The 12,244-nt window shown below is 63.5% G+C and carries 13 protein-coding genes; 4 read left to right on the top strand and 9 right to left on the bottom strand.

What is annotated here, in order from left to right; translation table 11 throughout:
* Window positions 1-87 precede the first annotated feature (87 nt).
* From PKKP23_RS18220 to PKKP23_RS18190, 7 genes are all read right to left on the bottom strand, one after another.
* Window positions 88-804 carry an ABC transporter ATP-binding protein gene (locus PKKP23_RS18220; RefSeq protein WP_026121845.1) on the bottom strand — a complete coding sequence of 239 codons (717 nt, stop codon included), beginning with the start codon at window positions 802-804 and terminating at the stop codon, window positions 88-90.
* The gene (locus PKKP23_RS18215; RefSeq protein ID WP_017776785.1) at window positions 804-1,580 is read right to left on the bottom strand and encodes an ABC transporter ATP-binding protein; all 777 of its coding nucleotides are present in this window, start codon (window positions 1,578-1,580) and stop codon (window positions 804-806) included. The genes PKKP23_RS18220 and PKKP23_RS18215 overlap by 1 nt, the downstream gene beginning before the upstream one ends.
* 61 nt (window positions 1,581-1,641) lie before the next feature.
* Window positions 1,642-2,811, bottom strand: coding sequence for an ABC transporter permease subunit (locus PKKP23_RS18210; RefSeq protein WP_017776786.1), 1,170 nt, complete (start codon window positions 2,809-2,811; stop codon window positions 1,642-1,644).
* Window positions 2,812-2,835: 24 nt separating this feature from the next.
* Window positions 2,836-3,786, bottom strand: a complete 951-nt coding sequence (locus tag PKKP23_RS18205) for a branched-chain amino acid ABC transporter permease (protein WP_017776787.1) — start codon at window positions 3,784-3,786, stop codon at window positions 2,836-2,838.
* 216 nt (window positions 3,787-4,002) lie between these two features.
* The gene (locus PKKP23_RS18200; protein ID WP_126877920.1) at window positions 4,003-4,629 is read right to left on the bottom strand and encodes a hypothetical protein; all 627 of its coding nucleotides are present in this window, start codon (window positions 4,627-4,629) and stop codon (window positions 4,003-4,005) included.
* A gap of 581 nt (window positions 4,630-5,210) precedes the next feature.
* Window positions 5,211-6,170 carry a 4-hydroxy-3-methylbut-2-enyl diphosphate reductase gene (ispH, locus tag PKKP23_RS18195; protein ID WP_042300145.1) on the bottom strand — a complete coding sequence of 320 codons (960 nt, stop codon included), beginning with the start codon at window positions 6,168-6,170 and terminating at the stop codon, window positions 5,211-5,213.
* Between the two features lie 4 nt (window positions 6,171-6,174).
* Complete coding sequence (locus PKKP23_RS18190; protein WP_126877919.1) at window positions 6,175-6,630, bottom strand: FKBP-type peptidyl-prolyl cis-trans isomerase; 456 nt, start codon at window positions 6,628-6,630, stop codon at window positions 6,175-6,177.
* A gap of 201 nt (window positions 6,631-6,831) precedes the next feature.
* On the opposite strand from PKKP23_RS18190, the gene radC reads away from it, so the two are divergent.
* From radC to nadB, 4 genes are all read left to right on the top strand, one after another.
* Window positions 6,832-7,587, top strand: coding sequence for a RadC family protein (gene radC / locus PKKP23_RS18185; protein WP_017776791.1), 756 nt, complete (start codon window positions 6,832-6,834; stop codon window positions 7,585-7,587).
* Window positions 7,588-7,861: 274 nt separating this feature from the next.
* A complete protein-coding gene (gene rpmB / locus PKKP23_RS18180) occupies window positions 7,862-8,095 on the top strand; it encodes a 50S ribosomal protein L28 (RefSeq protein WP_026121846.1) in 234 nt (77 codons plus the stop codon).
* Between the two features lie 10 nt (window positions 8,096-8,105).
* Window positions 8,106-8,273 (top strand): 50S ribosomal protein L33, encoded by a 168-nt coding sequence (rpmG, locus tag PKKP23_RS18175; protein WP_017776793.1) that lies wholly within the window; start codon window positions 8,106-8,108, stop codon window positions 8,271-8,273.
* Between the two features lie 240 nt (window positions 8,274-8,513).
* Window positions 8,514-10,112 (top strand): L-aspartate oxidase, encoded by a 1,599-nt coding sequence (nadB, locus tag PKKP23_RS18170; RefSeq protein ID WP_017776794.1) that lies wholly within the window; start codon window positions 8,514-8,516, stop codon window positions 10,110-10,112.
* 64 nt (window positions 10,113-10,176) lie between these two features.
* On the opposite strand, the gene nadC is transcribed toward nadB, so the two are convergent.
* Together nadC and nadA are read right to left on the bottom strand one after the other, a co-directional pair.
* The gene (gene nadC / locus PKKP23_RS18165; RefSeq protein ID WP_017776795.1) at window positions 10,177-11,076 is read right to left on the bottom strand and encodes a carboxylating nicotinate-nucleotide diphosphorylase; all 900 of its coding nucleotides are present in this window, start codon (window positions 11,074-11,076) and stop codon (window positions 10,177-10,179) included.
* The gene (gene nadA / locus PKKP23_RS18160) at window positions 11,076-12,206 is read right to left on the bottom strand and encodes a quinolinate synthase NadA (protein ID WP_126877918.1); all 1,131 of its coding nucleotides are present in this window, start codon (window positions 12,204-12,206) and stop codon (window positions 11,076-11,078) included. Before nadA ends, nadC begins: the two co-directional genes overlap by 1 nt.
* Window positions 12,207-12,244: the final 38 nt, after the last annotated feature.

Raw genomic sequence — 12,244 nt, 5'->3', positions numbered from 1 at the left:
CGGCCTTTGTCTTCTGACCGACGGTTATTGCAGCCGATGGCATCGCTCACGGCAACGCCATCAGGTCCGTCAGCGCACGTTACTCCATTACTCGCCCAGATACGCCGCGCGCACCTTCGGATCGTTGAGCATCTGCTTCGCGTCGCCCGACATCGTCACCGTGCCGGAGTCCATCACGTAGCCACGGTTCGCGGCCTGCAGCGCGAGGCGGGCGTTCTGTTCGACGAGCAGCACCGTGATGCCCTCCTTCGAAATTTCCCGCACCACTTCGAAGATCTTCTCCACCATGATCGGCGAGAGACCCATCGACGGTTCGTCGAGCAACAACAGCTTCGGCTTGCTGATAATCGCGCGCGCCATTGCAAGCATCTGCTGCTCGCCGCCCGAGAGCGTGCCCGCAAGCTGCGTCGACCGTTCCTTCAGGCGCGGGAAGAAGCCGAACATGCGCTCGACGTCCTTCTTGATGCCGTCCGTGTCGCTGCGCAGGTACGCGCCCATCTGCATGTTCTCGATGATCGTCATGCGCGCGAAGATGCCGCGGCCTTCCGGCACCATCGCGAGGCCGCGCTTGAGCAGCTCGTGCGCCGGCATACCCTTGATCGACTGACCCAGGTACTCGATGTCGCCGGCCGAGTAAGGCTTGAGGCCCGTGATCGCCTTCATGGTCGTCGTCTTGCCTGCGCCGTTCGCGCCGATCAGCGTGACGAGCTCGCCCTGCCCCACTTCCAGGTCCACACCCTTCACGGCCTGAATGCCGCCGTAGTTAACCTGCAATCCCTTGATTTTCAGCATTGGCGTAGCCATCAGTGAACCCCCGCGCCCAGATATGCCTCGATCACCTTCGGGTCCTTCTGCACGTCTTGCGGCAGACCCTCGGCGATCACCTTGCCGTAGTCGAGCACTGTCATCCGGTTACACAGGCCCATCACCAGCTTCACGTCGTGTTCGATCAGCAGAATCGTCCTGCCGTCCGAACGGATCTTGTCCAGCAGCCGCGTGAGTTCCACCTTCTCCGTCGCGTTCATGCCTGCGGCCGGTTCGTCGAGTGCAAGCAGCTTCGGATCGGTCGCGAGCGCACGCGCGATTTCGAGGCGCCGCTGGTGGCCGTACGAGAGATTGCGCGACGTGTAGTCCGCGTACTGCGCGATACCCACGTACTCGAGCAGCTCGATGGCGCGCTCCTTGATCTCGCGCTCTTCCCTGCGCTCGGCCGGCGTCTGCAGCACGGCGCCGATCAGCCCGTGCTTCGTGCGCACATGGCGGCCCACCATCACGTTCTCGAGCGCCGTCATACCGCCGAACAGGCGAATGTTCTGGAACGTCCGGGCGATACCGGCCTGGGCCACCTGGTGAACCGCGGTCGGCGTGTAGGTCTGGCCGTCCAGCTTGAACTCGCCCGAATCGGGCGTGTACAGCCCCGTAATCACGTTGAAGAAGGTGGTCTTGCCTGCCCCGTTCGGGCCGATCAGTCCGTAGATCTGGCCTTCCTCGATCTGCAGGCCGACGTCGGAAAGCGCCTGCAGACCGCCGAAGCGCTTGTTGACGCCCTTCACCGAGAGTCGAATGCTCTTGTTGCTCATGTTGTCGTGCTCCTGTGTCGACCCGCGTTCACGTTCCAGCGCTTACGCGGGTCCCATGCCTTTATGCCCGCACCGGCTTCTTGCCGTTGCGCTTCGCCAGTCTTGCGATCTTGTCTTCGTGCTTCGGCGCGGGCCACAGGCCTTCCGAGCGGTACAGCATGATCAGCACCATGGCGAGGCCGTACAGCAGCTGACGGATCACTTCGGTATCGACGATTTCGTGGCCGAACACGGCGTTCTGCAGCGGACCCATGGTCGAGCGCAGGAATTCGGGGAACACGGCGAGCAGCACGGCGCCGAGAATCACGCCCGGAATGTGGCCCATACCGCCCAGCACCACGCAGGCCAGCACCACGACCGATTCCCAGAACGTGAACGACTCGGGCGACACGAAGCCCTGGAACGCGCCGAACATCGCGCCGGAAAGGCCGCCGAACGACGCGCCCATTGCGAACGCGAGCAGCTTCACGTTACGCGTGTTGATACCCATCGCCTTGGCGGCAATTTCGTCTTCGCGGATCGCGGCCCATGCACGGCCAATACGCGAGTGCTGCAACCGGGTACACACCCAGATCACGAGCAGCGCGCACAGCACGAACAGGTAGTAGTACATGTACACGGATGGGAACGAGAAGCCGAAAAACGTATGGGTCTGCTGGAGACTGAAGCCGCCGACCTTCACCGGATCGATACCCGTGATGCCCTGTGGACCGTTGGTGATGTTCACCGGACGGTCGAGGTTGTTCATGAAGATCCGCACGATTTCACCAAAACCGAGCGTCACGATGGCGAGATAGTCGCCTCGCAGACGCAGCGTCGGCGCACCGAGCAGAATGCCGAAGATCGCGGCGAGCGCCATGGCAATCGGCACGATGAGCCAGATCGGTGTGTGCAGGCCGGCAGGCGCCAGACGGGCGATCCATTCGAACTGCGTCGTCAGGTGCGGCGACGACAGCAGCGCCGCGGTATACGCGCCGACGGCATAGAAAGCGATATAGCCGAGGTCCAGCAGGCCTGCAAAGCCCACCACCACGTTCAGGCCCAGCGCGAGCATGACGTACAGCATCGCGAAGTCGAGCACGCGCACCCAGTAGTTGCCGCCGGCTGCGCCGATGATCATCGGTGCTGCAATCACGAGTACCGCGGTGACGACGCCGACCAGCAGGGTCTTCGTCGCGTTCTTCTCGGGGATGAGCGTCGTGGACGGCTCGATCGGTTGAATTGAAGTCATTTGTTTCTCTCCTCAGAACCCGGATCAGGCACGATCCGCAACACGCTCGCCGAGGAGACCCGACGGACGGAACACGAGCACCACGATCAGCACGATGAATGCGAACACGTCCTGATAGTTACTGCCGAACACGCCACCGGTCAGATTGCCGATGTAGCCCGCACCCAACTGCTCGATGAGACCGAGCACCACGCCGCCGACCATGGCGCCCGTCAGGTTGCCGATACCGCCCAGCACCGCTGCGGTAAAGGCCTTCATGCCGGGGATGAAGCCCATATAGAAGTGCGCGTTGCCGTACTCGGACGCGATCATCACGCCGGCCAGAGCGGCGAGCGCCGAGCCGATCATGAAGGTCGCCGAAATCACGAAGTTCGGGTTCACGCCCATCAGACTCGCGACGCCGGGGTTCTCGGCGATGGCGCGCATCGCGCGGCCCAGCTTGGTCTTGTGCACGAGCAGCAGCAGACCGCCCATCACGAGGAAGGCGACCACGATGATCACGATTTCAGTCATCGAGATCACGGCGCCCGGCGTGGTGTCCGTGGCCTTGATCACGTTGATGGGATCGGTGGGAAGCAACTGCGGGAAAGCGAGGGGATTGCGCGACCAGATCATCATCGCGAGGGTCTGCAGGAGAATCGAGACGCCGATGGCGGTGATCAGCGGGGCTAGCCGTGGCGCCCGGCGCAACGGCCGGTAGGCCACGCGCTCGATGGTGTAGCCCACGACCGCGCATACGACTGCGGCAATAGCGAGCGCAATGATGAGTGTGGGCACGTTGCCGAGACCCGGGAAGTGATTCTGCAGCACGCCGATCGCAGACAGCGCGACCATTGCCCCCACCATCAGCACATCGCCGTGAGCGAAGTTGATGATGCCCAGAATCCCGTAAACCATCGTGTAGCCCAGTGCGATGATGGCGTAGACGCTACCAAGCACCAGTCCGTTCAGGATCTGCTGGATGAAAATATCCATTTAATACTCCTTAGCCCGTGCGACCGGATTCGCGATCTTCATGCGCCGGTGGGCGATGGGTCACGGAACCGCAACTGCACTCTCGGGTACTGATAAAAAAACCGGTCGAGGCCAACCCGCCACCGGCACACGCGTTGCCGGCAACAGCGATCCGCGACCGGCGGATGCAAAAACGGCACCGTCCGATGGTTCGGTGCCGTCGGTTCAACAAATCCTTTACAGCTTCGCGACGCCGAGGACGGCCTGACCGCTGCCCTTGAAGTCGTCAAGCGCGAAGACGCTGCTGTCTGTCCGCACCCTGTCATGCGCCAGACGCGCGGTCGAAGGTACGGCAACACGCGCGGCCATCTGCTCTACGGCTGCACTCGTCTCGCGCAACATTGCCGTGTCGCGCGGAACGCTCGTGGTATTCCTGAGGATGGCCCGCTCTGCGGACGCCGCATCGTTCGCTGCCAGACGCACCGTCTGCAATTGCGGCAAGCCCGCGCGCGAGGACGAAGTCACAGCAACATGTATGCCACTCGACAAACGAAGTGCGGCGAAGCGTGTATTCCGAATGAGCCGATCCCCGTGGCCACCGATCCTGATATCGCGCGCGCCAACGCCGCGAACGGCCATTTGCGCACTGCTTTCGTTATCCGGGCCTTCATGGACGCCATCGCGAAACGGCGCCGCTGCGCGACTGGGTACGACAACGGTCGTTCCAGCGGTCATTCCGTCTACCGGCGCCGCGGTTGCGCTCATTGCGCCCTTGCCCGCCACGTCATCACTATTGTTGCGGCCCGTCGCAAACGTCACGACTGCGGCCGCAATGGACACGGCGTAAGCAAACTCGACTCGCATCAAACAGGTCTCCTGCGCCTTGCAAAATCCGTTGTCCACAGACCGCCAGGCCTTCAGAACGCGCGCATTGTAACTCCAATTATGCGGTGGGCAATATTCTGATCCCGCAGGGTTTTCCTGCATTGCAACCGCTTTTTGAGACTTATACCGCTCAATCGTCGCAACCTGGTTGCAACCTCTCTTTACGCACCAGTTGCGCCGAATTTGCCGACTTTTGACATCAATCGTTGCACGGCGACGGCCGTACAGCCTTGCGCAACGGGCGTCTGCCCGAAAGAGGAGCATTTGGGAGCCACATCGCCGCATGTGCACCGTCATGAGGCGAGCGGCTTGGGGTCTGTTGAATGTCGGCTATTTATAAGGGACGCATCATATTATGGGCCCGCGACCCGTGCGCAGCAGAGTCAGAAGCAAGGCTTGGTGACACCCGGCGCACTCGCTTTTCCCAGTGATCTGCCACCTATTAAATGCCTGCCGCGTCGCTCGGCGCCCCAAACAAAAAAGCGCGCCGAAGAGGCGCGCTTTTTGGTTTGGGAGCAATCCATGGCGGACCGCCCTTTATAGGTAGGAGAAACTTCGCCTCAGGCCGGCTGACCGAGCCCTCGCGGCAAGGGAAACGCAATGCTTTCCTCGATCCCGTCGAGCGCGCGAACGTTATGCACGCCCAGCTGGTTCAGACGCCGGATCACCGCCTGGGCCAACGCCTCGGGCGCCGACGCTCCGGCCGTGAGGCCAATGCGACGCTTGCCGGCAAGCCAGGCCGGATCGATCTGATCCGGCGAATCCACCATGTACGCCGGCACGCCGCGCTTTTCAGCCACCTCGCGCAGGCGGTTCGAGTTCGAGCTGTTGGGACTGCCCACCACGATCACGACGTCGCACTGGGGCGCCATGAACTTCACCGCGTCCTGGCGATTCTGCGTGGCATAGCAGATGTCCTGCTTTTTCGGCTCGCGAATGCCGGGGTACTTCGCCTTGAGCGCCGAGATGATCTCGGCAGCGTCGTCCACGGAAAGCGTGGTTTGCGTCACAAACGCGATCCGGCTGGCGTCGGACAACGGAAGTGCCTTGACGTCCTCGATGTCCTCCACCAGATACATGCCTTCGCCCACCTGCCCCATCGTGCCTTCGACCTCAGGGTGCCCCTTGTGGCCGATCATCACCACGTCGAGGCCTTCCTGGCGCATCTTCGCCACTTCGATGTGCACCTTCGTCACGAGCGGACACGTGGCGTCGTAGACGCGCAAGCCGCGCGCTTCGGCTTCGGCACGCACGGCCTTCGACACCCCGTGGGCACTGAAGATCACCGTGTTGCCGGCCGGCACCTCGTCGAGCTGCTCAACGAAGATCGCGCCCTTCTTGCGCAGATCTTCGACGACGTAGGCGTTGTGAACGATCTCGTGGCGCACGTAGATCGGCGCGCCGTGGATCTGGATTGCACGCTCGACAATCTCGATCGCGCGATCGACGCCCGCGCAGAACCCTCTTGGCTGGGCCAGCAAGATTTCGGCGTCGGTCAGGGTCGTGTCCGTGGTGCTCATGTATTTACAGGATTCCGATGATTTTGACTTCAAACGCCACCGCCGCACCGGCGAGCGGGTGATTGAAGTCGAACAGCGCGGAGGTTTCGCCAATCTCCTTCAGCACGCCCGCGTAGCGCCCGCCGTCGGGCGCGTTGAATTCGACGAGATCGCCGGGAGAAAAATCCTCGCCGATCATGCCGTTTTCGCGCAGCGTGGCAAGCGACACGCGCTGCACCAGCTCGGGATTGCGCTGGCCGAACGCCTGGCCGGCTGGCAGCTGAAAGGTCGAGTGGTGGCCCACCTTCAGTCCCAGCAAAATTTCTTCCAGCGGCGGCGCAATTTGTCCGGCACCGATGAGCAGCGTGGCGGGACGGTCCACAAATGTATTGACGATGTCAGCGCCATCGGCAAGCGAAAGCCGGTAGTGGAGCGTGACATGGGAACCGGGTTTCACTTCGGAAATGTCGATGATGCTCATGCTGTCTCGTTCGGTCTGAGCGCGCAGCGCGCGCCCAGGGCGTGCGTGCGCGGGAGGGGAAAGCGCGTGCCGCGCCGCCTGCAAAAGTTCCATTGTAAGCCACATATCCGGCCCGAGTCGTGCGCGGCCGGGCGCCCGGCATCGGTCGCCCGCAACGTGTCGCAGGCGCCGGCCGCCTTTGTCCAAACAGGGAGTCGAGGTATGCAAGAAGCCGTCTGCTGGTTGCCGGAATCCAGTCCCCTCGCGGTGCGCGACGAACCGACGCAGGGCCCGCGAGCGGCACCTCCCGCCCCACGCGGCCGCTCGCGCGACATGCCGCGGGAGCGCCTGCGCGAAGCGGGACCGGCCGCGTTGTCCGACGTGGAACTCGTCGCTCTCGTACTTGGCACCGGACTGCCGGGCCACAACGTATTTGTCGTCGCGGAGTCGCTGCTGAGCCGCTTCGGTTCGCTGCGCGCCATGCTCGACGCACAGCCGGAAGAATTTCTCGGCCTGCGCGGCATCGGCCCGGCCAAGGCGTCGCAGTTGCAGGCAATCACCGAACTGGCGCGCCGGGCGCTCGCCGAAAAACTGCAGGAACGTCCGCTGATCGATTCGCCCGGCGCCGTCGAAGACTACCTGCGCCTCATGATCGGTGCGCGGCCGTTCGAGATGTTCGTGTGTCTCTTCCTCGACGTGCGGCACCGCCTGATCCGCTTCGAGGAATGCACGCGCGGCACGCTTACGCGCATGGCCGTTTATCCCCGCGAAATTGCGCGGCGCGCGCTGGTCCTCAATGCCGCGAACCTCATCGTGGCGCATAATCACCCATCCGGAGCGGTCCACCCGAGTGCCAGCGACCGGCGGCTCACGCGCGTGCTGCGCGACACGCTTACGCTGATCGATGTGCAACTGATCGACCATCTCGTGATCGGCCGCAGCGAAACGTTCTCATTTGCGCGTGCCGGCTGGGACTGAACGCCAACGTGAGGCGTGCGGCAAACGGGCGTAGGAGGCGGACCGGCGGCTTTTCGCGGCCTCATCTGGCGAGCTGCAAATCGCATTTGATTTTCCGCAGTTTTTTCTGCTAGAATCGCGGTTTGCCTCATTCCAACCCTGTTCCGAAGCCCGTCAACGGGTTTCCAGGAAAGCAAGCGGCCTCTTTCGCTCCATACGCGAAAACCGGTATCGCTGCTCCGGGAAACTTCAGCGGCGTTCGAACTCAGAATTTAAGCGTATTAGGAGTGCTCTCATGGCACGCGTATGCCAAGTAACTGGGAAAGCGCCGATGAGCGGCAACAACGTTTCCCACGCAAACAACAAGACGAAGCGTCGCTTCCTCCCGAACCTGCAAAGCCGCCGTTTCTGGGTTGAAAGCGAAAACCGTTGGGTGCGCCTGCGCGTTTCGAACGCCGGCCTGCGCCTGATCGACAAGAACGGCATCGACTCCGTGCTCGCTGACCTGCGTGCACGTGGCGAAGTCTAAGGAGTAAATCATGGCAAAGGGCGCGCGCGACAAGATCAAGCTGGAGTCCACGGCTGGCACCGGTCACTTCTACACGACCACGAAGAACAAGCGAAACATGCCGGAAAAGATGGAGATCAAGAAGTTCGATCCCGTCGTCCGCAAGCACGTGACGTACAAGGAAACCAAGATCAAGTAAGGTCTGGTTTCGAGCCTGAAGACGAGAAAAAGCCCCGCTACCCAGCGGGGCTTTTTCTTTATGGGCGCCGCCTGGGCATCCCGATTTGCGCAACGTTTCCCGACCCGCTGCGCCCTGGCCAGCCGGCAAGTTTTCCCACTTTCCGTCAACAGGGTATGCTTGCTGACTTACCGGTGCATGATGACGGCGCGCAAGCGGCCCGTGCGCCGCGGCAACAGCACAACAGATGGAGAAGCGGGTATGAACTTCGATGTGGCGATTGTCGGCAGCGGCCTCGCCGGACTGACCGTCGCGCTCAATCTTGCCGACACGCGGCGTGTCGCGGTCATCGCGAAGCGCTCGATGACCGAAGGCGCGAGCGACTGGGCACAAGGCGGCATTGCCGCGGTGCTGGATTCAGCGGACAGCGTCGAGAACCACGTAGATGACACGCTGGTGGCCGGCGCCGGGCTGTGCGACGAAGCTGCAACGCGCTACATCGTCGAACATGGCCGCTCGGCGATCGAATGGCTGATCGCGCAAGGCGTGCCTTTCACGAGGGACGACGCCGCCGAGCTGGGCTTCCACCTCACGCGTGAAGGCGGCCACAGCCACCGGCGCATCATTCACGCTGCGGATGCCACCGGCCACGCGGTCGTCGCCACCCTCAGCGAACTCGTGCGGCGGCACCCCAACATCACCTTGCTGGAAGATCACCATGCGATCGACGTCATCACGTCCGACCGCCTCGGCCTGCCGGGTCGGCGGTGCCACGGGCTGTACGCGCTGGATGTGAACACGGGCCGCACCGTCACCATCGAGGCGCCGCACACGGTGCTCGCAACCGGCGGTGCCGGCAAGGTCTATCTGTACACCACGAATCCCGATACCGCGACGGGCGACGGCATTGCCATGGCGTGGCGCGCCGGGTGCCGCGTGGCCAACATGGAATTCATCCAGTTCCATCCCACGTGCCTGTTCCATCCTTACGCGAAGTCGTTCCTGATCTCCGAAGCGGTGCGCGGCGAAGGCGGATTGCTGAAGTTGCCGGACGGCACACGCTTCATGCCGGCACACGACGAGCGGGCCGAACTGGCGCCGCGCGACATCGTGGCCCGCGCCATCGACTTCGAGATCAAGAAGCGCGGCATCGACTGCGTTTATCTCGACATCAGCCATCAGCCCGCCGAGTTCCTGCGCGAGCACTTTCCCACCATCCTCGCGCGCTGCCTCGAATTCGGCATCGACATCACGAAACAACCCATTCCGGTCGTGCCGGCGGCGCACTACACGTGCGGCGGCGTCGTGACCGACCTCGCGGGACGCACCGATCTGGCGGGGCTCTACGCGGTAGGCGAAACCTCGTGCACGGGGCTGCACGGCGCAAACCGGCTGGCCAGCAATTCACTGCTGGAGTGTCTCGTGATCGGCCGCGCCGCCGCTGCCGCAATCTGCGAAGAAGGCTTCGGTGCCATGGCGCACGCGCCGCTGCCCGACTGGGACGAGAGCCGCGTATCGGACCCGGACGAGGAAGTCGTGGTCGCCCACAATTGGGACGAACTGCGCCGGTTGATGTGGAACTACGTGGGCATCGTGCGCACGGACAAGCGCCTCACGCGCGCGAAGCACCGCATCGAACTGCTGCGCGACGAGATTCACGAGTACTACGCGAACTTCAAGGTGAGCCGCGATCTGCTGGAACTACGCAATCTGGTAGACGTGGCGTCGCTGATCGTCGACAGCGCTCGCTCGCGCCGCGAAAGCCGGGGCTTGCACTACAGCCGCGACTGGCCCGCCGCGTTGCCGAAAGCGCTTCCGACAGTGCTGTCGCCGGAGCGCGTGCGCAATCGCACTGCCTAGCCTTTGGGCGTTCCTCCTAGCCAACGAGAGACCGCGCGGCACACTTCGGCCGCGCCATGTCGGCTCAGACGATACGCATGGAGTAATCGGTCGCGCGCACGTCTTTCGTGAGCGCGCCGATGGACACCCGGTCCACACCCGTTTCGGCAATCGTGCGGACCGTGTCGAAATTGACCCCGCCCGAAACCTCGAGCACCGCCCGTCCGGCCGTGATGCGCACCGCTTCGCGCATCGCTTCGAACGAAAAGTTGTCCAGCAGAATCGACGTAGCACCGTGCGCGAGCGCCATTTCCAGCTGCTCCAGCGTTTCCACCTCGATCTGGATCGACACGCCGGACTGCAACGCAAGGGCGGCGTCCATGGCGGCGCCCACACCGCCCGCCGCTGCAATGTGGTTTTCCTTGATCAGAATGCCGTCGTAGAGCGCAAGCCGCTGGTTCGCGCCGCCGCCCACCCGCACCGCGTATTTTTGTGCGAGCCGCAAACCGGGCAACGTCTTGCGCGTGTCGAGAATGCTGGTGCGCGTGTGAGCGATCGCGTCGACGTAGCGCCGTGTTGCGGTCGCCACACCCGAGAGCAACTGCAGAAAATTGAGCGCGTTGCGCTCGGCCGTGAGTAGTCCGCGCGCCGGACCGCGCATCGTGCACACCACCGAATCGGCCGCCATCCGGTCGCCTTCACGGTAGTGCCAGCGCACTTCGATGCGAGCATCGACGCTCGCCATCACCTTGTCGAACCACAGCACGCCACACAGGACAGCCTCTTCGCGCACGATGATGCGCGCGTCGCGCATGCCGTCTGCGGGTACGAGGCGCCCCGTCACGTCGCCCGTACCGACGTCTTCCGCCAGAGCATCCGCCACATTGCGCGTCAGCGCGGCGTCGAAGGCGTCGCCGTATTGCGCGCGAACGGCCGGATAGAGCGGCGAAACAGCGTCCACGCCAATCAGTTCGAGCGCACCCATCAAGCCGCTCCCACGTTGGAGAAGAGCGATGCGTCGCGCGCGAGGTCGCCGCTCGCCTGCACGCGCGTCTTGTGACGTGCGGCGAAGTCCAGCATGCGGTCGATCGGCAACTTCGCCCGCACGGCGATGGACGGGTCCACGAAAATCTCGTTGTGGCCGCGCTCCAGCACATCAGCCAGATTCGCAAGGCCATTCATCGCCATCCAGGGGCAGTGCGCGCAGCTCTTGCAGGTGGCGCTATTGCCGGCCGTGGGTGCCTCGATGAATGTCTTGCCCGGCGCAGCAAGACGCATCTTGTGCAGGATGCCGAGGTCCGTCGCCACGATGAAGTGCGTCGCGTCGAGCTTGCGCGCCGCGTCGATCAGTTGCGTGGTCGAACCCACCACGTCGGCCAGCGCGACGACGCTTGCCGGCGACTCGGGATGCACGAGCACCTTCGCGTCCGGGTATTGCTCGCGCAGCAGATCGAGTTCGATCCCCTTGAATTCGTCGTGAACGAGGCACGAGCCCTGCCACAGCAGCATGTCGGCCCCCGTCTTCTTCTGGATGTAGCTGCCCAGATGGCGGTCCGGCGCCCAGATCAGCTTTTCGCCGCGTGCGTGCAGGTCCGCAACGATCTCCAGCCCGATCGACGACGTCACCATCCAGTCGGCCCGCGCCTTCACGGCAGCGCTCGTGTTTGCGTACACGACCACGGTGCGGTCCGGGTGCGCGTCGCAAAACGCCGAGAATTCGTCCACCGGACAACCGAGATCGAGCGAACACGTCGCATCGAGATCGGGCATCAGCACGCGTTTGCCCGGGCTCAGAATCTTCGCCGTTTCGCCCATGAATCGCACACCTGCCACAACGAGCGTATCGGCGTCGTGATCGCGCCCGAAGCGCGCCATCTCGAGCGAATCCGCCACACAACCGCCAGTCTCGTCGGCAAGCTCCTGCAGCTCCGCGTCCACGTAGTAGTGCGCGACGAGCACCGCTTTTTCCCGCGCGAGCAGCGTGCGGATGCGAGCCTTCAGCCCGGCCTTTTCCGCGGCCGACGGCGCGTCCGGCACCCTCGCCCAGGCTTGCCCGACGCTGCACACCGCGCCCTGCGGGCGGTCGTACTCGACGCTCCTGATTGGCTGACTCATGATCTCCTCTGCCCTGCCGATGCCGCCTGCCCTGTCAG

Origin of the sequence: Paraburkholderia kururiensis JCM 10599 = LMG 19447, assembly GCF_003986935.1 — a bacterium.
Classification (GTDB): domain Bacteria; phylum Pseudomonadota; class Gammaproteobacteria; order Burkholderiales; family Burkholderiaceae; genus Paraburkholderia; species Paraburkholderia kururiensis.
This window is presented reverse-complemented; position numbering and strand designations above follow the sequence as displayed.